This is a genomic window from Citrobacter freundii complex sp. 2025EL-00176 (assembly GCF_053309355.1).
In genome coordinates this window covers 13,076-37,644 of sequence record NZ_JBRYHT010000001.1, presented here as the reverse complement: position 1 = coordinate 37,644, position 24,569 = coordinate 13,076, and the positions used below count along the sequence as shown (strand labels likewise).

Sequence of the window (24,569 nt, the reverse complement as noted above, 5' to 3'; positions counted from 1 at the left end):
GTTACGCTGGATTAGGAATATCGATAAAAGTGACATCCAGATCGGTGTTTTCATTCAGCCATTCACTTAATGCGCGAATCCCGCCGCGTTCGGTCGCATGATGACCGGCAGCATAGAAATGCAGCCCCTGTTCGCGGGCTGAGTGAATGGTTTGCTCTGAGACTTCCCCGGTGATAAAGGCATCGACGCCAAACCGGGCTGCGCTATCAATGAAGCTTTGACCGCCCCCCGTACACCACGCGACGCGTTGCACCTTTTCCGGCCCGGTATCACCGCACCATAACGGTTTACGGCCCAGACGCGCTTCAATCCACGATGCCAGCTCCAATCCCGGAACCGGCATAGAGAGTTCACCCCACGGCACCAGCGGCTCAATCTCCCCCATCACGGTAATACCCAACAGCGCGGCAAGCTGCGCGTTATTTCCCAGTTCCGGGTGGGCATCCAGCGGCAGGTGCCAGCCATACAGGTTGATATCATTTTCCAACAGCGTTTTCAGACGATGGCGCTTCATGCCGCGAATCACCGGAGATTCGCCTTTCCAGAAATAACCGTGATGAACGATGACCGCATCCGCCTGCAGGCGTACCGCCTCGTCCAGCAACGCCTGGCTTGCGGTCACGCCAGTCACGATTTTATGCACCGTCTCTTTGCCCTCAACCTGCAAACCGTTCGGCGCATAGTCGCTAATGGCGGCGCTGTTCAGTTTGTCGTTGATCAGTTGTTCCAGTTCGGTGTTTTTCATCATCGTCCTCGTCGTTATAAATTCTGCCAGCCCAATCAGCAATGTAGCTTAGGTTAAAATAGCGTCCTCGCCTACGTTCGTCGATAGTCATTTCACTGACACATTAAGAAACAATCACACCGCTGTAGAACGTAATTTGCATACCACCACGCGATCTAATTCATGTATATTTATGCAATCAGACAGCATATTGCAAAAATAATCAGATCTGTATCAAAGTTACAACTTTAAGGAAACACGCTCGCACAGCACATCCAGCCTGTTGCGAGACATTTACTTCGAGAAAACAATGAATAAACAAGCATCTCAACCGCGGGCGATTTATTACGTTGTCGCGCTACAAATTTGGGAATATTTCAGTTTTTACGGCATGCGTGCGCTGCTGATCCTGTATCTCACTAACCAGCTTAAGTACGACGATAATCACGCCTATGAACTGTTCAGCGCCTACTGCTCGCTGGTCTACGTCACGCCCATCCTCGGGGGGTATCTGGCAGATAAAGTGCTCGGCAACCGAATGGCGGTGATGATCGGCGCATTTTTGATGGCGGTGGGGCATCTGGTGTTGGGTGCCAGCGAAATGGCTCCGGCATTCCTTTATTTATCACTGGCGATTATCGTCTGTGGCTACGGTCTGTTTAAATCCAACGTCAGTTGCCTGCTGGGTGAGCTGTACCAGCCTGAAGATCCGCGTCGCGACGGTGGGTTCTCTCTGCTCTACGCTGCCGGCAACATCGGTTCAATCATTGCCCCGATAGCCTGCGGCTACGTGCAGGAGGAGTACAGCTGGGCAATGGGCTTTGCGCTGGCCGCTATCGGCATGCTGGCGGGGCTGGTGATTTTCTTATGTGGCAATCGCCATTTCGCCCATACCACCGGCGTCAACAAGGCCGTCCTGCGCGCGAAAAAATACATGTTGCCAAACTGGGCCTGGCTGTTAGTTCTGCTGGTTGCCGCCCCACTGCTGATTACTGTCTTGTTCTGGAAAGAGTGGTCCGTGTACGCCCTGATCGTTGCCACTGTTATTGGTCTGGCGGTTCTGGCGAAGATTTACCGCCAGGCGCAGACGCAGAAGCAGCGCAAAGAGCTGGGGCTCATCGTCACGCTGACCTTTTTTAGCCTGCTGTTCTGGGCCTTTGCTCAACAGGGCGGCAGCTCAATCAGCCTGTATATCGACCGCTTTGTTAATCGCGACATCCTGGGGTATTCCGTACCCACCGCGATGTTCCAGTCGGTTAACGCCTTTGCGGTTATGCTGTGCGGTATCGTGCTGGCATGGGTGGTCAAAGAGAGCGTAGGTGGCAATCGCACCGTACGCATCTGGGGCAAATTTGCCCTTGGTCTCGGTTTAATGAGCGCTGGTTTTTGTATTCTGACCTTAAGCGCCCGCTGGTCGGCAGCTTACGGTCACTCTTCCATGCCGCTGATGGTATTAGGGCTGGCGGTCATGGGCTTTGCCGAACTGTTTATCGACCCGGTGGCAATGTCACAAATTACGCGCATTGAGATCCCCGGTGTAACCGGCGTATTAACCGGCATTTATATGCTGCTTTCCGGCGCAATCGCCAACTACCTGGCTGGGGTGATCGCCGACCAGACGTCACAAGGTTCGTTTGACGCTGCCGGCGCCATCAACTATTCCATCAATGCCTATATTGATGTCTTTAGCGAAATCACCTGGGGTGCACTGGCCTGTGTGGTACTGGTGCTGCTGATTTGGCTGTACCAGTCGCTGAAATTCAGAAACCGTGCGTTAGCGGTAGAGTCCTGAGTGTACAGGCCCGATGATGTAATATGATTCGGGCCTGTTTTTTCGGGCAATTATGCATGACTTGCTGCGAGTTCCTCTTCAGTAAGCCCCGTCACCAGTAGCACCATTGCGCGATCTATTCCCTGCTCCAGCATGGTTTGCGCTATACGTAATGCGGCCTCTTGTTTACCCTGCTGTAATCCCTGCTGTAACCCTTCCTGTAATCCATCTAACCGTAACCGCTCTGCAATAGTCATCAGTCTCTCCTTGTGTTGGGGGATCCGTTGTGCCATCTCTTGCATAAATTCATTAAAGCGAGATTCATCGCCGGATCGTAGGATGTAATTAAACATCGCCTGTAATTGCGTGTCATTAGCGCATCCAGTAAGTAGCAGCGTGGCCAGTTGCTCTACCAGCCCCATCAAATCCCGCTGACGGATATGTTTTTGCATGAGTTCCAGCAGCGCCATTCGCCTGTGGGCCATGATCTGGTCATCGGGCACCACCGTTATGTCTACCAACGGAAATGCGCTGGAATAAAGTTGTCTTGCCGCCACGGGGTCGGCAAAGGCATCCAGCCAGCACAATGAGTACGGATAGGGGCTTCGGCAGCCATGATAAAACAGCATCGGTATCACCAGCGGCAGTTCCTTGTGCCCTGCGTCAAGATGGCGCTGCATCGCCGCCATCGCATAACGCAACAGACGAAAAGCCATATGCGGCTCGGCTGAACTTTGATGCTCTATCACCACATAGACATAACCGTCACCGTTGCGTGTGTGCAAAGACCAGAGCACGTCGGAGTAGCGCGAACGTAAATCCTCTTCAATAAAGCTTTCTGACTCCAGCTTCAGCGAGTTCAAATCGCAAAGCATCCGCAGTTCAGCTGGCAGGTGAATGTCGAGAAAATCCCGTGCAGTTTCGGGATGATGTAGAAACGTTTTAAACACCGCATCGTGCGGTGTAGGGGTCGTTGGCGTTGTCATTAGTTCCGTCACTTTCATTCAGATGACGGAAATTTACTGCTGAGGGAAAACTTATGCAGCAGAGTATTCACGGTCCTGAGCGCACGCTTCAGCGCTAAAAGCACCCGGCTGCAACATGTTCATTCTGCTGGAAGGCATTACGCAAAATCCACCTCGCGCTTATCCCTTACGCGCCGCCTCATATGCCGCCAGCGTCGCCAGTCTGGCCTGCTTATGATCGACAATCGGGCGAGGATAGTTAAGCGTAACCTGCGCTTTTTCCGCCCACAGCCACGGGTCATGAATGGCTTTACCCGGCACGTCACGCAGTTCTGGTACCCATTGGCGGATAAACTCGCCGTCACGGTCAAATTTTTCACCCTGCGTCGTGGGGTTAAATATGCGGAAATAGGGTGCGGCATCGGTACCGGTAGATGCAGCCCACTGCCAGCCGCCGTTATTGGCCGCCAGGTCGCCATCAATCAGGTTCGACATGAAATACTGCTCGCCTTTACGCCAGTCGATCAGCAGGTCTTTCACTAAAAAACTGGCCGTAATCATGCGTAAACGATTATGCATCCAGCCCGTGGCGTTGAGCTGGCGCATCGCCGCATCCACAATCGGGTAACCCGTTTTACCCGCTTGCCAGGCCTGCAAATGCGCTGGGTTATTCTGCCATTGCACGCGATCGGTCCAGCCGATAAAGGGTTGATACCGACACAGCGCCGGATGATAGGTCATCAGATGGCGATAAAATTCACGCCAGATAAGCTCGTTCAGCCAGACGCTGCCAGCCCCGCCCTCAAGCGCCTGCGGCTGCTCTGCAAGCAGTCGGTTCAGGCATTGGCGCGGCGATAACCCACCTGTCGCCAGACTTGCGGATAATCGACTGGTCCCGTCAATCGCGGGAAAATCACGCTGCTGCTCGTATTTTCCCGCAGCCTGCTGGCAAAACTGGCGTAATTGCGCGATGGCCAACTTTTCATCTGCCACAAACCTCTGCGCATCAAAATCTTGCTGCGGATAGCTCAGCGTTATTGCGCTTAACGACGTGCTGAGCGCACCGCTGTCCCTCACTTTCGGCGCGCTCACACATTCTGGAATACCGTCTTTAATCCGCTTCAGCCAGGCATTTTTAAACGGCGTGAACACTTTATACATCTCATGATTGCCGGTCATCACCGCCCCCGGAGGCAGGATCACGCTGTCATCAAACCCTTCGCACACCACCTGGGGTAATGATTTTTCTACGTTTGCATCACGCTGTCGTTCGTTTATTTCATATTGATAGTTATAAAATAATCGACTGACGTCATGCTGCAGACAAACACTTTTGACGGTGTCCACGCTGGCCGCAAAATCAGCCACTTCATGAAACAGTAGAGGAATGCCTTTTTCTGCCAGCGCCGTTTGTAACGCATTCAGCTGCGCGCAGGTAAAAGCCGCCTGGCGCGGGGCCATATCGTGGGCCTTCCACTGCTCGGGGGTAGCGATATATAACGCCAGCACCTGCGCAGAACGATCCCGACAAGCCGCTGCGAGCGCGAGGTTGTCGTGCAGGCGTAAATCACGCCGAAACCAGACCAAATGGGTGGTCATAACACTCCTGAAGAAAAAACTTAACGCCCGTAGCGCAAACGCAGAGCCTCTGGCCAGGGATTGAAATAGCGCTGCCCGGAGAGATAAGCATCCGGATATTCCGCCATATAGTGTTTGAGTAATGTTATTGGCGCAAGCAGCGGTTGAGTCGCACGTCGATACCCGTCAATGAGAGAGGCCAGCTCCTGCCGTTGACGAGAATTTAATTGCGTACGGAAATAGCCCTGGACATGCATCAGCACGTTGGTATGGTTGCGCCGGGAGGGAAGATGCGCCAGCAAACTCATCAGCCTTAAGCGATACTCGACAAAATAGGCCTGCAAATCTTGCCATTCGCCAATCGCCGCGACAAAACGCCCGAGTTCACGATAGTCAGGCTGGGAATGGGCCAACAGCAATAGCTTGTAACGGCTGTGATAATCGATTAATGCGCCACGCGTTAACCCTTGCTGCCGGATTCCGTTGAGCTCGTGCAAGGCATAAATGCGCTCCACAAAATTTTCCCGAATCTGCGGGTCGTGCAAACGCCCGTCCTCTTCCACGGGAAGCCAGGGTAACGTCGACATCAGCACAGACGTAAAGATCCCTCGTCCGGCTTTACGGTTGTTTTTGCCTTCCGCGTCGTAGACTCGCACCCGTTCCATACCGCAACTGGGTGATTTCGCACAGACTATATAGCCGCACAAATGCTCCAGACGATCGCTTTGTCGCTGACTAAAAGCCGTCATGGCGTCTGTCAAATCACCCTCGCGCTTATCACTAAAACGCAGGGAAACAGCCTCGCCCTCTTTGACCAGATGCAGCGCAGGTCGCGGGACCGGTAACCCGATACCCATTTCAGGGCATACGGGTTCGAATGCGACCCACGGCGACAGTTCTTCCACAGCAAAGGCCAGCCGCTTATGCCCACCATCATAGCGAACCGCCTCCCCCAACAGACAGGCACTGATTCCAATAGGGATTTTCTCGCTCATGATCGCTCCTTTCTCATTCCTGAGATAAGTGTAGCTATCATCAACAAAAAAGCCGCTGATATCAGCGGCTTTTGGGGATTTATTAGCTATCAGTAGAAATCGCAGGTGGCTTTTTCAGCCTGCTCCATCCACACCGGCTTATCACTGGTTTTAGACCAGACGCGATGCAGATAGCTGTAAAAACGGGCGCGGTCTTTCCAGAACAGCATGACCGGCAGCGCCAGTACGCCCGCCATTACGGCAAAGGTACGACGTAAGAAAACAATGTGTGCTGGATATTCTTTATAAAAGTCCATAATCCTCTCCCATATAACTGTTCGGTGAATCGCACCGGAAAAATAAAGTTGGTTAACTGATGAAAATAATACCGACTTGTGTGTAATTTTGCTACTCATCCGACCACTTATTTTTATCTATTTATGCTCCATTTAGCTTAAATCTGTAATTAAGTTACATAAAAGTTAAATTAATACTAATCATCAGTTAAATAATGGTCTTTGCCATTTTTATACTTTTTTTACACCCTGCCCGCCGATTTTTGCGAAATCTTTGCAAGCAAAAACCTACGCTCTGGTTATCACATTTATGCCACTGGAGGTGCACTGTGAGTGCAGGCGTGATAACCGGCATTGTGCTGGTCTTTTTATTATTAGGTTACCTTGTGTATGCCCTGATTAATGCGGAGGCGTTCTGATGGCGGCTCAAGGATTTTTACTCATTGCCAGTTTCTTGCTGGCGCTGTTTGTCATCGCCAGACCGCTGGGGTTTGCGCTGGCCCGACTCATCAATAATACGTCTCTGCCGGGCCTCGCTGGCGTGGAGAGTATGCTCTGGCGTGGTCTGGGTATTTCGCAGCAGGAGATGAACTGGCGGCAGTATCTGCTGGCAATCCTCGCGCTCAATGTGCTGGGCCTGCTGGTCCTGTTTTCGATGCTGATGGCGCAAAACCTGCTGCCGCTGAATCCTCAGCAGCTACCAGGGCTTTCATGGGATCTGGCGCTCAACACGGCGGTGAGTTTTGTCACTAATACTAACTGGCAATCCTATGCCGGTGAAACCACCTTAAGCTACTTCAGCCAGATGGCTGGCTTGACCGTGCAGAACTTCCTGTCCGCGGCGACCGGGATTGCGGTGATTTTTGCCCTGATTCGTGCCTTCACGCGCCAGAGCATGGATACCCTGGGTAATGCCTGGGTCGATCTGGTTCGCATTACGCTGTGGATCCTCGTGCCGATTGCGCTGCTCATCGCCCTGTTTTTTATTCAACAAGGCGCGCTGCAAAACGTATTGCCCTATCAGCCCATCACAACGCTTGAAGGGGTGAAACAATTGCTGCCGATGGGACCAGTCGCTTCACAGGAAGCGATTAAGATGCTCGGCACTAACGGGGGCGGTTTCTTTAACGCTAACTCAGCCCATCCGTTTGAAAACCCAACCGCGCTGACCAATCTGGTCCAGATGCTGGCGATCTTTTTGATTCCTACCGCGCTGTGTTTTGCCTTTGGCGAGGTGGTGGGCGATCGTCGTCAGGGCCGGACCCTGTTATGGGCCATGTCGCTCATTTTTGTCATCTGCGTAGCCGTCGTGATGTGGGCCGAAGTTCAGGGTAACCCACATCTGATGCAGTTAGGCGCCGACAGCAATATCAACATGGAAGGCAAAGAGAGCCGCTTTGGCGTACTGGTCAGCAGTTTGTTTGCCGTCGTCACAACCGCGGCATCCTGTGGCGCAGTGATTGCGATGCATGACTCCTTTACCGCACTCGGCGGAATGGTGCCGATGTGGCTGATGCAAATTGGCGAAGTGGTCTTTGGCGGTGTGGGTTCAGGTCTGTACGGCATGCTGCTGTTCGTGCTGCTGGCTGTGTTTATAGCCGGGCTGATGATTGGCCGAACACCGGAATATCTGGGTAAGAAAATCGACGTGCGCGAAATGAAAATGACCGCACTGGCCATTTTGGTCACACCTGCGCTGGTCCTGCTCGGCACAGCAATAGCAATGATGACCGATGCCGGGCGCAGCGCCATGCTCAACCCTGGTCCGCATGGGTTTAGTGAAGTGCTATATGCCGTGTCATCTGCCGCGAACAACAACGGTAGCGCCTTTGCCGGATTAAGCGCCAATAGCCCGTTCTGGAACTGCCTGCTAGCTCTGTGCATGTTCTTTGGTCGCTTCGGCGTGATCGTTCCCGTGATGGCTATTGCCGGGTCGCTGGTCAGTAAGAAGATCCAGCCAGCAAGCCCAGGCACGCTACCCACCCACGGCGCGCTGTTTGTCGGGTTGTTAATCGGTACGGTGTTACTGGTTGGCGCTCTTACCTTTGTTCCTGCCCTGGCCCTTGGCCCGGTCGCAGAATACCTGTCATTACACTGAGTGATGCGGAGCACATTACTATGAGTCGCAAGCAACTGGCGCTGTTCGAACCTTCTCTGGTCGCGCAAGCGCTGATGGATGCCGTGAAAAAATTAAGCCCACATACCCAATGGCGTAATCCGGTGATGTTTCTCGTCTGGCTGGGCAGTCTGCTGACCACGCTGTTAACGCTGGCGATGGCAACAGGTTATATGCCTGGCAATCCGTGGTTTACCGGCGCGATAAGTCTGTGGCTATGGGTCACCGTCCTGTTCGCCAACTTTGCCGAAGCGCTGGCTGAGGGACGTAGTAAAGCACAGGCGAACAGCCTGAAAGGGGTGAAAAAAACCGCCTTTGCCCGCAAACTTCGCGAACCGAAATACGGCGCGGCCATGGATCACGTCCCGGCCGATGATTTACGTAAAGGCGATATTGTGCTGGTGGAAGCTGGCGATATTATCCCGTGTGACGGCGAGGTGATCGAAGGTGGCGCATCGGTGGACGAAAGCGCGATTACCGGTGAGTCTGCACCGGTCATTCGTGAATCCGGTGGCGATTTTGCCTCGGTCACCGGCGGGACTCGCATCCTCTCCGACTGGCTGGTAATAGAATGCAGCGTAAATCCCGGTGAAACGTTCCTCGACCGGATGATCGCCATGGTCGAAGGCGCGCAGCGGCGTAAAACCCCCAACGAAATCGCCCTGACGATCCTGCTGATTGCCCTGACCATCGTTTTTCTGTTGGCGACCGCCACGCTGTGGCCGTTTTCCGCCTGGGGTGGCAGCGCGGTCAGCGTCACGGTACTGGTTGCCCTGCTCGTTTGTCTGATCCCCACCACCATCGGCGGTCTGCTTTCTGCCATTGGCGTGGCCGGGATGAGCCGTATGCTGGGCGCGAACGTCATTGCCACCAGCGGACGTGCGGTCGAAGCCGCAGGTGACGTGGACGTCCTGCTGCTGGATAAAACCGGCACCATTACGCTGGGTAATCGTCAGGCTTCAGATTTTCTGCCCGCCCAGGGCGTGGACGAAAAAACGCTGGCCGACGCCGCACAGCTTTCATCGCTGGCCGATGAAACGCCGGAAGGTCGCAGCATCGTGATTCTGGCAAAACAGCGCTTTAATCTGCGTATTCGCGACGTGCAATCGCTGCACGCTACCTTTGTGCCATTTACCGCGCAAAGTCGGATGAGCGGTATCAACATCGACAACCGTATGATCCGCAAAGGTTCGGTCGATGCTATTCGTCGTCACGTTGAAGCCAACGGCGGTCACTTCCCCGCCGATGTAGAGCAAAAGGTGGAGAATGTCGCTCGCCTTGGCGCTACGCCGCTGGTGGTAGCCGAAGGCTCCCGTGTACTGGGCGTGATAGCCCTGAAAGATATTGTGAAAGGCGGGATCAAAGAACGTTTTGCTCAACTGCGCAAAATGGGCATCAAAACGGTGATGATCACCGGCGATAACCGCCTGACCGCCGCCGCGATCGCCGCTGAAGCCGGGGTAGATGATTTCTTAGCGGAGGCCACGCCGGAAGCTAAGCTGGCGCTGATTCGTCAGTATCAGGCGGAAGGCCGTCTGGTGGCGATGACCGGCGACGGAACCAACGATGCCCCGGCACTGGCGCAGGCGGACGTCGCGGTCGCCATGAACTCCGGGACCCAGGCGGCGAAGGAAGCCGGCAACATGGTGGATCTTGATTCCAACCCCACCAAACTGATTGAAGTGGTGCATATTGGTAAACAGATGCTGATGACGCGCGGCTCGCTGACCACCTTCAGTATCGCCAACGACGTGGCAAAGTATTTCGCCATTATCCCGGCCGCGTTCGCCGCCACCTATCCGCAGCTCAATGCACTTAACGTAATGGGACTGCATTCACCGGACTCAGCGATCCTCAGTGCGGTTATCTTTAATGCGCTGATAATCGTTTTTCTGATCCCACTGGCACTTAAAGGCGTCAGCTACAAGCCGTTATCCGCATCTGCAATGTTGCGCCGCAATTTGTGGATCTACGGTCTGGGCGGTTTGGTGGTGCCATTTATTGGTATTAAAGCGATTGATTTACTGCTGACCCTGCTGGGTCTGGTGTGAGGTTTCAGATGAGTGGATTACGTCCTGCATTATCAACATTGGTTTTCCTGATGCTTATTACCGGCGGGGCTTACCCGCTGCTGACCACCGCGCTGGGGCAGTGGTGGTTTCCCCATCAGGCAAACGGCTCGTTGATCCGCGAAGATCAGGTTGTTCGCGGCTCTGCGCTTATTGGGCAACATTTTACCGCCGCCGGTTATTTTCAGGGGCGTCCGTCTGCGACGGCGGAAATGCCCTATAATCCCATGGCTTCTGGCGGCAGTAACCTGGCCGTCAGCAATCCGGAACTGGATAAACAGCTGCAAAGCCGGATTGCCGCGCTGCGTGCTGCCAATCCACAGGCTAATCCTGCCGTTCCGCTAGAGCTGGTAACCGCGTCGGCCAGCGGGCTGGATAACAACCTGACGCCCGCCGCGGTGGCCTGGCAAATTCCCCGCGTGGCACAGGCCCGCAACCTCAGCGTTGAAGAAGTGTCGCGCCTGGTTGCACAATACACGCAAAAACCATTGGTCAGTTTTATCGGCCAGCCGGTGGTGAACCTTGTGGAACTTAATTTAGCGCTGGATAAGCACTGAGAAAAAGGACATGCATAGCGAACCCTTACGTCCCGACCCCGATCGCCTGCTGGAGCAGACCACCGCCCCGCACCGCGGAAAACTAAAAATATTCTTCGGTGCCTGCGCGGGCGTTGGCAAAACCTGGGCCATGCTAACGGAAGCCCAGCGGCTGCGGGCGCAGGGGTTAGATGTGCTGATTGGCGTGGTGGAAACCCACGGACGCAAAGAGACCGCCGCGCTGCTGGACGGTCTCAGCATCCTGCCGCTAAAGCGACACGCGCGTCATGGTCGTCACATCAGCGAGTTCGACCTCGATGCCGCGCTGGCCCGCCGTCCGGCGCTCATTTTAATGGATGAACTGGCGCACAGTAATGCGCCAGGATCACGCCATCCAAAGCGCTGGCAGGATATTGAAGAGCTGCTGGAAGCCGGTATCGACGTCTTTACCACCGTTAACGTGCAGCATCTGGAAAGTCTCAATGATGTGGTCAGCGGCGTCACCGGTATTCAGGTTCGCGAAACCGTCCCCGATCCTTTTTTCGATGCCGCTGACGATGTGGTGCTGGTCGATCTTCCCCCCGATGATTTACGCCAGCGCCTGAATGAAGGCAAGGTCTATATCGCCGGTCAGGCGGAAAGAGCCATCGAGCATTTCTTTCGCAAAGGTAATTTGATCGCGCTGCGCGAGCTGGCCCTGCGCCGTACGGCCGATCGGGTGGACGATCAAATGCGCGCCTGGCGCGGGCGTCCAGGGGAAGAGAAAGTCTGGCATACCCGCGACGCCGTTTTGCTGTGCATTGGGCACAACACCGGCAGCGAAAAACTGGTACGCGCCGCAGCACGCCTGGCGGCGCGTCTCGGTAGCGTCTGGCATGCGGTATATGTCGAAACGCCGGCGCTGCACCGCCTCCCCGAAAAACAGCGCCGCGCGATCTTAAGCGCCCTGCGATTAGCCCAGGAGCTGGGCGCGGAAACCGCCACGCTTTCCGATCCCGCTGAAGATAAAGCGGTAATCCGCTACGCCCGCGAGCATAATCTGGGAAAAATTGTGCTCGGGCGTCCGACAACGCGTCGCTGGTGGCGCAGCGATTCCTTTGCCGACAAACTGGCCCATCGCGCACCGGATCTCGATTTGATGATTGTCGCGCTGGACGAACCGCCTTCACGCCCAACGCTACCCACGACGGATAGCCGCACCTTTAAAGATAAATGGCGGGTACAAATTCAGGGTTGTGTAGTTGCCGTCGCGCTATGCGCCATCATTACGCTGATCGCGATGCAGTGGCTGATGGCCTTTGATGCCGCTAACCTGGTAATGCTCTATTTGCTGGGGGTGGTGGTTATCGCCCTCTTCTATGGACGCTGGCCATCCGTGCTGGCAACCTTTATTAACGTCGCCAGCTTCGATCTCTTCTTTATTGCCCCGCGTGGGACGCTGGCCGTTTCCGACGTCCAGTACCTGCTCACTTTTACCGTAATGCTAACGGTCGGGCTGGTTATCGGTAATCTGACCGCCGGCGTCCGTTATCAGGCGCGGGTAGCGCGCTATCGGGAACAACGTACGCGTCATCTGTATGAGATGTCGAAAGCGTTAGCCGTTGGCCGGAGTCAGCAGGATATCGCCGCGACCAGTGAACAGTTTATCGCCTCAACGTTTCAGGCCCGTAGTCAGGTTTTATTACCTGATGAACACGGTAAGCTGGCTCCCCTCACCCATCAACAGGGCATGACGCCATGGGACGATGCCATTGCCCAATGGAGTTTTGACAAAGGGCAACCGGCTGGCGCGGGCACGGATACCTTACCGGGAGTCCCGTACCAAATTTTACCGCTAAAAAGCGCCGATAAAACGCATGGGCTACTGGTAGTGGAACCGGGAAATCTGCGTCAGTTGATGATCCCCGAGCAGCAACGTCTGCTGGAAACTTTTACCCTGTTGGTCGCCAGTGCGCTTGAACGTCTGACGCTGACCGCCAGCGAAGAGCAGGCCCGGTTTGCCAGTGAGCGTGAAAGTATTCGCAATGCGCTGCTTGCCGCCCTGTCCCACGATTTGCGCACGCCGTTGACGGTGCTGTTCGGTCAGGCTGAGATTTTAACGCTGGATCTGGCCAGTGAAGGTTCGCCGCATGCGCGCCAGGCCAGTGAGATTCGCCAGCACGTGCTGAATACCACCCGGCTGGTCAATAATCTGTTAGATATGGCGCGAATTCAGTCTGGCGGCTTTAATCTTAAGAAGGAGTGGTTAACGCTGGAAGAGGTGGTGGGTAGCGCCTTGCAGATGCTGGAGCCGGGACTCTCCGCCCCGATTAATCTGTCGTTACCCGAACCGTTGACGCTGATCCATGTCGATGGCCCGCTTTTTGAACGGGTGTTAATTAATCTGTTGGAGAACGCCGTAAAATACGCGGGTCCGCAGGCGCAAATCGGCATTGATGCCAGCGTCAATGGCGAGCACCTGCAACTGGACGTCTGGGATAATGGACCGGGTATTCCGTCGGGTATGGAACAGCGTGTTTTTGACAAATTTTCCAGAGGAAACAAAGAATCATCGGTACCCGGCGTGGGATTGGGACTGGCAATTTGTCAGGCGATTGTGGACGTGCACGGCGGTACCATTTCAGCCCATAATCGTGCCCAAGGAGGAGCCTGTTTCCGTGTTACACTGCCCCAGGAAATCCCCCCTGAACTAGAAGATTTTCATGAGGATATGTGACAAACGTTCTGATTGTTGAAGATGAACAGGCCATTCGCCGCTTTCTGCGCACCGCGTTGGAAGCCGATGGCCTACGTGTGTATGAAGCGGAAACGCTGCAACGTGGTCTACTGGAAGCCGCCACGCGAAAACCCGATCTCATCATTCTCGATCTCGGCCTGCCAGACGGCGACGGCATTGATTTTATTCGTGACCTGCGACAATGGAGTGCAATTCCAGTAATCGTGCTTTCAGCCCGCAGCGAAGAGAGCGATAAAATCGCCGCACTGGATGCCGGTGCCGATGACTATCTCAGTAAACCCTTTGGTATTGGCGAGCTACAGGCGCGATTGCGCGTGGCATTGCGGCGCCACGCCAGCGGCGCGTCTCCCGAACCGGTGGTGCATTTTTCCAACGTAAAAGTGGATCTCGCCGCCCGCCTCGTACACCGTGGTGACGAGGAAATCCATCTGACGCCGATTGAATTTCGCCTGTTAGCGGTACTGCTGAATAATGCCGGGAAGGTACTGACGCAACGCCAGCTGTTGAACCAGGTCTGGGGGCCGAACGCCGTTGAGCACAGCCATTATCTGCGAATTTATATGGGACACCTGCGCCAGAAACTGGAGCTGGACCCGGCTCGTCCACGTCATTTTTTGACCGAAACCGGGATCGGCTATCGGTTTATGCCGTAAGCCTTCGTCAAAAAAAAGCCGGATCAGCAGACATGCTATCCGGCTTTTTTATTCATGCCGGATAGTGACGCTAGCGTCTTATCCGGCCAGTGTTTACGCGTTTTTCAACACTTCGCTGACGATCTCAACGGCTTCTTTTTCGATCTGTTTGCGGTGTTCTTCACCGAGGAAGCTTTCGCAGTAGATCTTGTAAGCGTCTTCCGTGCCTGACGGACGCGCGGCAAACCAGCCGTTGTCAGTCATCACTTTCAGACCGCCGATGGAAGCACCATTGCCAGGTGCTGCGGTCAGACGTGCGGTGATCGGATCGCCCGCCAGCGTACTGGCGCTTACCATTTCCGGAGACAGCTTAGACAGCGCCGCTTTCTGCGCGGAGGTCGCGCTCGCCTGCAAACGGTTGTAGCTCGGCGCGCCGAAGCGAGCAGCCAGTTCGTTGTAGTGTTGTTGTGGGTTCTTACCGGTCACAGCGGTAATTTCTGCCGCCAGCAGGCACATGATGATGCCGTCTTTGTCGGTCGACCACGGTGTACCGTCGAAACGCAGGAAAGATGCGCCCGCACTCTCTTCACCACCAAAGCCAAAGCTGCCGTCGAACAGACCATCAACAAACCATTTAAAACCGACCGGCACTTCCACCAGCTTACGGCCCAGATCGTTCACCACGCGGTCAATCATTGCCGAGGAAACCAGCGTCTTACCGACGGCAACATCTTTGCCCCACTGCGGACGATGCTGGAACAGGTAGTTGATCGCCACCGCCAGGTAGTGGTTCGGGTTCATCAACCCGGCCGGAGTCACAATACCGTGACGGTCGTAATCCGGATCGTTGGCAAAGGCCAGATCAAACTTGTCACGCAGCGCCAGCAGACCCGCCATCGCGCACTCGGAGGAGCAGTCCATACGGATTGCGCCGTCTTTATCGAGATGCATAAAGCGGAAAGTCTGATCAACGTGGTCGTTAACGATAGTCAGGTTCAGGTTGTAGTGTTTGGCAATACGCTTCCAGTATTCGATACCGGAACCACCCAACGGATCGACACCCAGCGTCAGACCCGCTTTCTGGATCGCCGCCATGTCGACGATATCCGCCAGTCCTTCAACAAACGGCTGAACCAGGTCCTGCTCTTTCACATGACCCGATGCCAGCGCGGCATCCAGCGACATACGCTTCACGCCTTGCAGACCGTCAGCCAGCAGCGCGTTAGCTCTGTCCTCCACCACTTTGGTGACGTTGGTATCTGCCGGACCACCGTTTGGCGGGTTGTATTTAATGCCACCATCTTCCGGCGGGTTGTGGGACGGTGTGATCACAATACCGTCAGCCAGCGGGCCGCCTTTTTTGTTGTGGACCAGGATGGCATTCGACACGGCAGGAGTTGGCGTAAAGCCGTTGTTTTCCTGCACGATGACGTCAACGCCATTCGCCGCCAGCACTTCCAGCACAGAGATAAAAGCCGGTTCAGACAGCGCGTGGGTATCCTTACCCACATAGCACGGGCCAGTAATCCCGTTTTTCGCACGTTCTTCAGCAATCGCCTGGGCGATAGCCAGAATATGCGGCTCGTTAAAACTATGACGACCTGCACTGCCGCGATGCCCGGACGTACCGAACTTGACGGCGTGCTCAGCGTTCCCTGCCGTTGGTTTCAGTACATAGTACTGTGCCGTCAGTTGGGCGACGTTAATCAAATCACTCTGTTGCGCAGGTTGACCTGCACGGTTGTGGATTGCCATTGCCTGGTCCTTCTAATGCAAGGATTAAATTGTTCCGCAAACCTTTTCAATCAATTCCGCAGGGAATTGCATTGACTGCATGATGTGCTCCACCATGCTGCATTTACGGCCGGTATTGGTATTGGTGATCACCCAGTACGGCGTGCCTGGCACGTGTTTCGGTTTGGTTTGATTACCATTTTTCAGCAGCGTCTGTTCATCGGCTGCAAAATAAACGCGCGTACGGCCATGCAACGAATCCGTAGCTTCGGCGAACGCGTTTTGATCCAGAGAATAGAGTGTAGACAGCACCAGCATAAAGCGATTTACTGCTTTCTTCTGTTCCGCATATTCATCGGACAACAGCAGTTCACGCATCGCGCGCACTTTATCTTTTACGGGGTTAACCGGCTTGGCTTCCACGACAGGTTGCACAGCGCGGACTTCTTTTACTACCGGAGTGACAGGCTGTGATGCGGCGGAAAATTTCAACATACGCCGTAAAATGTCGGATGCGCTCTCGCCGATATGCTTGGTGTGGCTGGCAATATAGCTATAGAGTTCATCATCAACTTCAATCGTTTTCATCTTAATCCAGTGCAGTGTTTAGCTGAATACAAGTTGTTGGGTTAACACACGTAGTGTAAAGGCAAATCCCAACAGCGGATAGCGTCAAGCCTGGTGGCTGATAAAACTCGGAGTAACCGTAGTTGTTGCAGCCATGTGGCAGAATGGTCAACATGATACCCTAACCCGTGAGTGTGAAAAAAAGAACTTTGCCATGAAATTGAATATCCGAGCGCAATCTGCGCAAAACCTGCACAATAATTCTCCCATCGTCCTGGTTCACGGTCTGTTTGGCAGTCTGGATAACCTGGGGATCCTGGCACGCGATCTGGTGGTCGATCACGATATCATCCAGGTTGATATGCGAAATCATGGCCTCTCGCCCCGATCGCCTGAGATGAATTATGCGGCCATGGCGCAAGACCTGGTGGATACGCTGGACGATCAACAGATCGATAAAGCGATCTTTATTGGTCACTCGATGGGGGGAAAAGCCGTCATGGCGTTAACCGCGTTGGCCCCCGATCGTATCGAGCGGCTGGTGGCTATTGATATTGCGCCGGTTGACTATCATGTGCGCCGTCACGATGAAATTTTTGCGGCAATCAATGCCGTAACCGATGCACAAGCGTCCTCGCGCCAGCAGGCGGCAAGCGTCATGCGCCAGCATCTGCAAGAGGAAGGTGTCATCCAGTTTCTGCTGAAATCCTTTGTTGACGGCGAGTGGCGCTTTAACGTTCCCGTATTGTGGGATCAATATCCCCATATCGTTGGTTGGGAAACCGTCCCGGCGTGGGAGCACCCGGCATTGTTTATCCCAGGCGGTAACTCCCCTTATGTCACCGAAGCGTATCGCGAGCAGTTGCTGGCACAATTCCCGCAGGCTCGGGCGCACGTTATTGCAGGCGCGGGGCACTGGGTACATGCGGAAAAACCTGAAGCAGTGCTGCGGGCCATCCGTCGTTATCTGCACGAGCAGGCTAACTGATTAAAAACTCAGCGTCCGTGCGCGATTACGCGCGTGGGCGTTGGCGTGCCTCCCCTGCTGATGTATTATGGCGCGCTATCCATCCGGGCAGACGCCTGGCTGATTGTTTCCCCGAAGTCACCAAGATCATGGCCAAAGAACAAACGGACCGTACGACATTAGATCTGTTCGCGCAGGAGCGTCGCCCGGGACGACCCAAAACTAATCCGCTCTCGCGTGATGAACAGTTACGTATAAATAAACGTAATCAGCTTAAACGTGACAAAGTTCGCGGGCTTAAGCGTGTCGAACTGAAACTGAACGCTGATGCCGTTGACGCGTTAAACGAGCTGGCCGAGGCGCGCAACATGAGTCGCAGTGAACTCATCGAAGAGATGCTGATGACCCAACTCACCACATTGCGCGGTCAGGCATAGTCTGAATTTCTGCTCTAAATCATAAATCGTGTAGCACAGAGTGCAGTCCCGCGTGTTTGCTGTTTCCGCATGCCTGACTGTTCTGCTATGATTGCCCTTATCCGTGGGCAATGCGCCACCACCATTTCAATAAGTTTCAAGAGGTTATTTTACTCATGGCAATCACTGGCATCTTTTTCGGCAGCGACACCGGTAATACCGAAAACATCGCAAAAATGATTCAAAAACAGCTTGGTAAAGACGTTGCCGATGTTCATGACATTGCAAAAAGCAGCAAAGAAGACCTGGAAGGGTATGACATTCTGCTGCTCGGGATTCCAACCTGGTACTACGGTGAAGCGCAGTGTGACTGGGACGATTTCTTCCCTACCCTCGAAGACATTGATTTTAACGGCAAACTGGTTGCATTGTTCGGCTGCGGCGACCAGGAAGATTACGCAGAATATTTCTGCGATGCGTTAGGCACCATTCGCGACATCATTGAGCCACGCGGCGCCACCATCGTCGGTCACTGGCCAACGGCGGGTTATCACTTTGAAGCGTCCAAAGGACTGGCTGACGACGACCACTTTGTCGGTCTGGCTATCGATGAAGATCGCCAGCCGGAGTTGACCGCAGAACGCGTAGAAAAATGGGTTAAGCAGATCTCTGAAGAACTGCACCTCGACGAAATCATCAATGCCTGATTTCGCGCGGCGTAGATCGTCATCTACGCCGCATCAATAGATAAAACCAATCAAAATAATTGCTACAAATTTGTAACTTTTCCGTGTGACCCTGTACAATGGCTGGATGCCAATCGGGTGTTGCGCAGTGTGTTTGTCGGCGATACCACGTTTTGATTAACAATATATGCCAGAGACTTGCAGTTTTCATTTAACCATGGCAGTTCTATAATGATATGCAATTTCTCAAGTGCAATTTCTGTCACTTCTGTTAATGAAGTGAATCGTTTAGCTACAGGACAGATTCCGCATGACTGACAATAATACCGCATTAAAGAAGGCTGGCCTGAAAGTAACGCTTCCTCGTTTAAAAATTCTGGAAGTTCTTCAGGAACCGGATAACCATCACGTCAGTGCGGAAGACTTATACAAACGCCTGATCGATATGGGTGAAGAAATTGGTCTGGCGACCGTGTATCGTGTGCTGAACCAGTTTGATGATGCCGGTATCGTGACCCGCCATAATTTTGAAGGTGGTAAATCCGTCTTCGAACTAACTCAACAGCATCACCACGATCACCTCATTTGCCTCGACTGCGGCAAAGTGGTCGAGTTCAGCGATGAATCCATTGAAGCGCGTCAGCGTGAGATTGCGGCTAAACATGGTATTCGCTTAACCAACCATAGCCTCTATCTTTACGGCCACTGCGCCGAAGGCGATTGCCGCGAAGATGAGCATGCGCACGACGGCAAATAATGTGACGCTTTCTGAAAAGCCAACCTTCCGGTTGGCTTTTTTTATGCGCTGAATTTGACCAGCCCCCTCTTCCTTCTGCATCAATGTTGCTTTAATGTAAAAATCAATTGCCCTTCCGGAGAGTTGAAATGGAACTTCGCCAGCTACGCTATTTTGTGCGTATTGTAGAAACCGGCAGCATGGGTAGCGCGGCGCTCGATCTCAATATCGGCGTTTCGGCGCTCAGTCAGCAAATGACGCGTCTGGAAAATGAACTTGCTATTCGCCTGCTACAACGCACCTCGCGCGGTGTGACGCCCACCAGCGCCGGACTGGCTTTTTACTCCCAGGCGCAGCTGGCGCTCCGGCATGCAGACGATGCAATCCTCGCCGCCCGCGAGGCCCGACTTTCCGGACACGTCAGCGTCGGTATGGCCCCCAGTACCGCTTCCGTTCTCGGCATGCCTTTTATTCACGCCATGCGGGAAAGCTATGCTGATGTTCGCCTGCATGTCGTGGAAAGTCTCTCTGGCAACCTGGAACGAATGATTAATACCCGCCAGATTGATCTGGCTGTCGTGTTTCAAAAAGAAAAGATCCTGCGCTGGAGCGCCAGACCGATTCTTGAAGAGCGACTGTTTTTGATTGGGACCCATGCCCTACTGGCTGATATTGTCGATGACAATATTGCTCCTGCCCAACTGGCAAATATTCCATTGATCATGCCAAGCCCGGGCCACGGTCTGCGCGGCAGGCTGGATGCCATCAGCCAGGAACACACACTGAACATTGAGATCGCTACCGAAATTGATGGTCTGGCGTTACTGATGCGCGCCGTGCGCAGTGGCATTGGCGCCACTCTTCAGCCTGGCGCGGCAATCTCGCATCTCGATAAAGAAACCCTAAGAGTGATCGGCGTCCATAATCCGATACTTAGCCGCCCTAACTTTCTGGTCAGCCTCTCTGACGATGAACTTACCCCGGCAGGCCTCGCCGCCCGTGTGGTGCTGACGAAAGTTATGCATCAGTTGGTGGAAGCCGGAAGCTGGCCTGGCGCTACACTTTACAATAACTAAAGCACTGTTTAGCGTCACGTCATAGCGCCCACACAGCCTGTGCGTATACATTTCAATTACAAATTTAACAATTAGTTAAATGGTAATGGAGTATACGATGGTTGATGTTCTGGTGATTGGCGGTGGCAATGCCGCCTTATGTGCAGCCTTGACCGCCCGGGAGCAAGGAGCTTCGGTACTCCTGCTCGAAGCGGCGCCCCGCGAATGGCGCGGGGGAAACTCCCAACACACACGTAATTTACGTTGTATGCATGACGCACCGCAGGATGTGCTGGTGGAAAGCTATCCTGAAGAAGAATTCTGGCAAGATCTGTGGCGCGTCACGGAAGGAAATACCAACGAAGCGCTGGCGCGTCTGGTGATCCGTACCTCTTCACAATGCCGCGACTGGATGCGCCAGCACGGCGTTAACTTTCAGCCTCCGCTCTCTGGCGCTTTGCACGTGGCACGAACCAACGCCTTTTTTATGGGCGGTGGAAAGGCCCTGGTGAATGCCTATTATCGCAGCGCAGAAAAGCTGGGCGTTCAAATTCGCTATAACACTCCCGTTCAGGCGCTTGAACTGCGTAATGGCGAGTTCGTGGCGGCGCTGGCAGGCGAAGAGCGCATCACCGCTAAGTCCTGCGTGCTTGCCGCGGGCGGGTTTGAGTCAAACCGCGAATGGCTGCGAGAAGCGTGGGGAGAGAACGAGCGCGGCGAGTGGCCTGCGGATAACTTCCTGATTCGCGGCACGCGCTTTAACCAGGGCGTACTGCTCAAATTTATGATGGATGCCGGAGCAGACATTATCGGCGATCCCTCCCAGTCACACTGCGTGGCCATTGATGCCAGAGCACCATTATATGATGGCGGAATTTGCACCCGCGTGGACTGCGTCTCGCTCGGCATAGTGGTAAACCGTGACGCAGCGCGCTTTTATGATGAAGGCGAAGATTTCTGGCCGAAACGCTACGCCATCTGGGGGCGTCTGGTCGCGCAACAGCCAGGGCAGATTGGCTACTCCATCATCGATGGTAAAGCTATCGGCCACTTCATGCCTCCGGTCTTTCCCGGCGCGCAGGCCAATACGTTGGCAGAGCTGGCCCTTCAGTTAGGACTGGACGCCGAACGTTTTACCCACACCGTGACGGAATACAACAACGCCTGCCAGCCTGGTCAGTTCGACCACACCGTTCTGGATAACTGCGCCACCAAAGGTTTGCTACCCGCGAAAACGCACTGGGCGCGACCGCTGGACCAGCCTCCATACTACGGCTATGCCCTGCGGCCAGGGATCACCTTCACTTATCTTGGGTTAAAAGTGAACGAACACGCCGCGGTGCATTTTGCCGGGCTTCCAAGCCGTAATCTGTTTGTCGCCGGAGAGATGATGGCGGGCAACGTGCTGGGTAAGGGCTACACCGCAGGCGTGGGGATGTCGATCGGCACGACCTTTGGTCGCATTGCCGGAAAAGAAGCCGCGCTGGCCGCACGTAAGGAGACACGTCATGAAGCAGCTTGAGAAACTGATCATCGAAGCGCAAATTATCACCGAACCGGAAGCTGAAGTTGAACGTGTGATGCAAGTGTGCAATGCCTGTCGCTATTGTGAAGGTTTTTGCGCCGTATTCCCGGCCATGACGCAGCGTCTGGAATTCGGTAAAGCGGATATCAATTACCTGGCAAACTTGTGCCATAACTGCGGCGCTTGCCTGCACGCATGTCAGTATGCCCCGCCTCATGAATTTGCCATCAACGTACCGAAGGCGATGGCGGAAGTCCGGCTCGAAACCTATCAGCATTACGCGCAACCCGCCGCCTTTGGCGCGCTTTATCGTCGCGCAGGCGTCACCGTGACGCTGGCGCTGGTTTTCGGTCTGATCCTGTTTTTACTCCTCGCTATAGGTTTGAAAGGCTCACTATTCCATCCTCCGCTGGCCGGGGATTTCTATCAAATTTTCCCGCATAACCTGCTGGCATGGATGTTTGGTTCAGTGTTTATTCTGGCGATCGGTTTGCTGATGGCCGGCGTGATCCGCTTCTGGCGCGAGATCTCTCCGGGTATGCCGCGTTCCGCCGAGATTGCTGAAGCCTCACACGATGCGCTGACGCTGAAATATCTCGATGGTGGCCACGGCAAAGGTTGTAACGAAGCGGATGATGCTTTCACCCTGATGCGCCGCCGTTTCCACCACTTTACCTTCTACGGTTTTATGCTCTGCTTTGCCGCCACCGTGGTGGCAACGGGCTATCACTACTTTGCAGGTATAGAAGCGCCCTACCCGTTCTTCAGCGTGCCGGTGATGCTGGGCACGTTGGGCGGCATTGGTCTGGTTGTCGGCCCGGCGGGCTTGCTATGGCTGAATCTTAAGCGTTCACCGCTGCATGGCGACGCCCGGCAAAAACCGATGGATCGCGGTTTTATTTTGCTGCTGCTGCTGACCAGTCTGACTGGTCTGGCGCTGCTGGTGGGAAGAGACACCTCATGGATGGCTATTTTACTGGCCATTCATCTCGGCGTGGTCATGGCGCTTTTTCTGACCATTCCTTACGGAAAATTTGCCCACGGATTTTACCGCTGCGCAGCCTTACTCAAGTGGGCGATTGAGAAACGGCGCGGCAAACAGGCGGGGGTCGCAGGCGACTAACCCGCAAACTCTTACCTCTATAAATATTATGATAAGACAGTGGAGCAAACCCAATGACACAACAACCATCGCGCGCCGGAACTTTCGGCGCAATACTGCGGGTAACCAGCGGTAATTTTCTCGAACAGTTCGACTTTTTTCTGTTCGGGTTTTACGCCACCTATATCGCAAAGACGTTCTTCCCCGCGGAGAGTGAATTTGCCGGGCTCATGTTGACCTTTGCGGTTTTCGGTTCGGGTTTTTTAATGCGGCCCGTTGGCGCAATCGTGCTGGGTGCTTACATCGACAGAATTGGTCGCCGCAAAGGACTGATGGTGACGCTGGCGATCATGGGCTGCGGGACCCTGCTGATTGCCCTGGTTCCCGGTTATCAAAGTATTGGCCTGCTGGCTCCTGTGCTGGTATTAGTCGGTCGGTTATTGCAGGGATTCTCTGCGGGCGTGGAGCTGGGAGGCGTTTCGGTTTATCTTTCTGAAATCGCCACGCCTGGCAATAAAGGTTTCTACACCAGTTGGCAGTCCGCCAGCCAACAGGTCGCCATTGTGGTAGCGGCGCTGATTGGCTACGCTCTGAACGCCACGCTGGGGCACGATGAGATATCTGAATGGGGCTGGCGCATTCCGTTCTTTATTGGTTGCATGATTATTCCGTTGATCTTCGTCCTGCGCCGTTCGCTTCAGGAGACAGACGCATTTTTACAACGTACGCACCGTCCCGACACCAGGGAAATTTTCACCACGATCATCAAAAACTGGCGTCTGATCGCTGCGGGTACGCTACTGGTAGCGATGACCACCACCACGTTTTACTTTATTACCGTCTATACCCCAACCTACGGCAGGGCCGTACTCCACCTGAGCGCGCGCGATAGCCTGATAGTCACCATGCTGGTCGGTATTTCTAACTTTATTTGGCTGCCGATTGGCGGGGCGATTTCTGACCGAATTGGTCGTCGTCCGGTATTGATGGGGATTACCGTACTGGCACTGATCACCACCTGGCCGGTAATGCACTGGCTCACCGCCGCGCCAGACTTCATGCGCATGACGCTGGTCCTGCTTTGGTTCTCGTTCTTTTTTGGCATGTACAACGGGGCAATGGTCGCGGCACTCACCGAGGTGATGCCTGTCTATGTCCGTACGGTAGGTTTTTCACTGGCATTCAGTCTTGCCACGGCAATTTTTGGCGGTCTGACGCCAGTCATATCCACGGCGCTGGTCCAGCTAACCGGGGATAAAAGCTCTCCGGGATGGTGGCTGATGTGCGCAGCACTGTGCGGACTCGCCGCCACGGCAATGCTGTTTGTCCGACTGAGCCGGGGCTATCAACCAGTGGAACATAAGCTCTGAAAGGCAAACGGGC

23 protein-coding genes are annotated in these 24,569 nt (G+C 54.3%); 16 read left to right on the top strand and 7 right to left on the bottom strand.

Annotation, left to right across the window (positions count from 1 at the left end):
* Position 1: 1 nt before the first annotated feature.
* Complete coding sequence (gene ybgI / locus ACVXHP_RS00190) at positions 2-745, bottom strand: radiation resistance protein YbgI (protein ID WP_016152273.1); 744 nt, start codon at positions 743-745, stop codon at positions 2-4.
* 289 nt (positions 746-1,034) lie between these two features.
* Between ybgI and dtpD the strand changes: the two genes are divergently transcribed.
* Positions 1,035-2,516: a dipeptide permease DtpD gene (gene dtpD / locus ACVXHP_RS00185; RefSeq protein ID WP_137351020.1), complete on the top strand. Its 1,482-nt coding sequence runs from the start codon at positions 1,035-1,037 to the stop codon at positions 2,514-2,516.
* A 50-nt stretch (positions 2,517-2,566) separates the two neighbouring features.
* Here dtpD and ACVXHP_RS00180 read toward each other — a convergent pair whose 3' ends face one another.
* The 4 genes from ACVXHP_RS00180 to ACVXHP_RS00165 all read right to left on the bottom strand — a co-directional run bounded on the left by ACVXHP_RS00180 (position 2,567) and on the right by ACVXHP_RS00165 (position 6,329).
* On the bottom strand, positions 2,567-3,481 hold the full coding sequence (locus ACVXHP_RS00180) for an Rpn family recombination-promoting nuclease/putative transposase (protein ID WP_447570647.1): 915 nt from the start codon (positions 3,479-3,481) through the stop codon (positions 2,567-2,569).
* A 159-nt stretch (positions 3,482-3,640) separates the two neighbouring features.
* Entirely contained in the window at positions 3,641-5,059 is a 1,419-nt protein-coding gene (phrB, locus tag ACVXHP_RS00175; RefSeq protein WP_447570646.1) for a deoxyribodipyrimidine photo-lyase, read from the bottom strand.
* A 20-nt stretch (positions 5,060-5,079) separates the two neighbouring features.
* The gene (locus ACVXHP_RS00170; protein ID WP_447570645.1) at positions 5,080-6,033 is read right to left on the bottom strand and encodes a YbgA family protein; all 954 of its coding nucleotides are present in this window, start codon (positions 6,031-6,033) and stop codon (positions 5,080-5,082) included.
* Between the two features lie 89 nt (positions 6,034-6,122).
* Complete coding sequence (locus ACVXHP_RS00165) at positions 6,123-6,329, bottom strand: YbfA family protein (RefSeq protein ID WP_447570644.1); 207 nt, start codon at positions 6,327-6,329, stop codon at positions 6,123-6,125.
* A gap of 308 nt (positions 6,330-6,637) precedes the next feature.
* On the opposite strand from ACVXHP_RS00165, the gene kdpF reads away from it, so the two are divergent.
* The 6 genes from kdpF to kdpE are packed head-to-tail and all read left to right on the top strand — an operon-like array spanning position 6,638 to position 14,419.
* On the top strand, positions 6,638-6,727 hold the full coding sequence (gene kdpF / locus ACVXHP_RS00160; protein WP_001670793.1) for a K(+)-transporting ATPase subunit F: 90 nt from the start codon (positions 6,638-6,640) through the stop codon (positions 6,725-6,727).
* Entirely contained in the window at positions 6,727-8,406 is a 1,680-nt protein-coding gene (gene kdpA / locus ACVXHP_RS00155; RefSeq protein WP_447570643.1) for a potassium-transporting ATPase subunit KdpA, read from the top strand. Before kdpF ends, kdpA begins: the two co-directional genes overlap by 1 nt.
* 20 nt (positions 8,407-8,426) lie before the next feature.
* Complete coding sequence (gene kdpB, locus ACVXHP_RS00150; protein ID WP_304697032.1) at positions 8,427-10,475, top strand: potassium-transporting ATPase subunit KdpB; 2,049 nt, start codon at positions 8,427-8,429, stop codon at positions 10,473-10,475.
* Positions 10,476-10,483: 8 nt separating this feature from the next.
* Entirely contained in the window at positions 10,484-11,050 is a 567-nt protein-coding gene (kdpC, locus tag ACVXHP_RS00145) for a potassium-transporting ATPase subunit KdpC (protein ID WP_200007305.1), read from the top strand.
* A gap of 10 nt (positions 11,051-11,060) precedes the next feature.
* Positions 11,061-13,745 (top strand): two-component system sensor histidine kinase KdpD, encoded by a 2,685-nt coding sequence (kdpD, locus tag ACVXHP_RS00140; protein WP_042309756.1) that lies wholly within the window; start codon positions 11,061-11,063, stop codon positions 13,743-13,745.
* Positions 13,742-14,419, top strand: a complete 678-nt coding sequence (gene kdpE / locus ACVXHP_RS00135; RefSeq protein WP_165408258.1) for a two-component system response regulator KdpE — start codon at positions 13,742-13,744, stop codon at positions 14,417-14,419. Before kdpD ends, kdpE begins: the two co-directional genes overlap by 4 nt.
* 93 nt (positions 14,420-14,512) lie before the next feature.
* On the opposite strand, the gene pgm is transcribed toward kdpE, so the two are convergent.
* A complete protein-coding gene (gene pgm / locus ACVXHP_RS00130; protein WP_447570642.1) occupies positions 14,513-16,153 on the bottom strand; it encodes a phosphoglucomutase (alpha-D-glucose-1,6-bisphosphate-dependent) in 1,641 nt (546 codons plus the stop codon).
* A 24-nt stretch (positions 16,154-16,177) separates the two neighbouring features.
* Positions 16,178-16,720, bottom strand: coding sequence for a replication initiation negative regulator SeqA (gene seqA, locus ACVXHP_RS00125; protein WP_042309768.1), 543 nt, complete (start codon positions 16,718-16,720; stop codon positions 16,178-16,180).
* A gap of 193 nt (positions 16,721-16,913) precedes the next feature.
* Here seqA and ybfF point away from each other — a divergent pair, with 193 nt between their 5' ends.
* From ybfF to tcuC, 9 genes are all read left to right on the top strand, one after another.
* The gene (ybfF, locus tag ACVXHP_RS00120; RefSeq protein WP_304697028.1) at positions 16,914-17,687 is read left to right on the top strand and encodes an esterase; all 774 of its coding nucleotides are present in this window, start codon (positions 16,914-16,916) and stop codon (positions 17,685-17,687) included.
* A 128-nt stretch (positions 17,688-17,815) separates the two neighbouring features.
* Positions 17,816-18,103, top strand: coding sequence for a LexA regulated protein (gene ybfE, locus ACVXHP_RS00115; protein WP_304697027.1), 288 nt, complete (start codon positions 17,816-17,818; stop codon positions 18,101-18,103).
* A gap of 155 nt (positions 18,104-18,258) precedes the next feature.
* Positions 18,259-18,789 (top strand): flavodoxin FldA, encoded by a 531-nt coding sequence (fldA, locus tag ACVXHP_RS00110; protein WP_003022839.1) that lies wholly within the window; start codon positions 18,259-18,261, stop codon positions 18,787-18,789.
* A gap of 210 nt (positions 18,790-18,999) precedes the next feature.
* On the top strand, positions 19,000-19,086 hold the full coding sequence (locus ACVXHP_RS00105) for a ryhB-regulated fur leader peptide (protein WP_137349021.1): 87 nt from the start codon (positions 19,000-19,002) through the stop codon (positions 19,084-19,086).
* The gene (gene fur / locus ACVXHP_RS00100; protein WP_200007314.1) at positions 19,079-19,525 is read left to right on the top strand and encodes a ferric iron uptake transcriptional regulator; all 447 of its coding nucleotides are present in this window, start codon (positions 19,079-19,081) and stop codon (positions 19,523-19,525) included. The genes ACVXHP_RS00105 and fur overlap by 8 nt, the downstream gene beginning before the upstream one ends.
* Before the next feature lie 128 nt (positions 19,526-19,653).
* Complete coding sequence (gene tcuR / locus ACVXHP_RS00095; protein WP_447570641.1) at positions 19,654-20,580, top strand: tricarballylate utilization LysR family transcriptional regulator TcuR; 927 nt, start codon at positions 19,654-19,656, stop codon at positions 20,578-20,580.
* A gap of 97 nt (positions 20,581-20,677) precedes the next feature.
* Entirely contained in the window at positions 20,678-22,081 is a 1,404-nt protein-coding gene (gene tcuA, locus ACVXHP_RS00090) for an FAD-dependent tricarballylate dehydrogenase TcuA (RefSeq protein ID WP_447570640.1), read from the top strand.
* Entirely contained in the window at positions 22,068-23,207 is a 1,140-nt protein-coding gene (gene tcuB, locus ACVXHP_RS00085; protein WP_447570639.1) for a tricarballylate utilization 4Fe-4S protein TcuB, read from the top strand. The genes tcuA and tcuB overlap by 14 nt, the downstream gene beginning before the upstream one ends.
* 53 nt (positions 23,208-23,260) lie before the next feature.
* On the top strand, positions 23,261-24,556 hold the full coding sequence (gene tcuC / locus ACVXHP_RS00080) for an MFS transporter (RefSeq protein ID WP_304697020.1): 1,296 nt from the start codon (positions 23,261-23,263) through the stop codon (positions 24,554-24,556).
* The last annotated feature ends 13 nt before the right edge of the window (positions 24,557-24,569 follow it).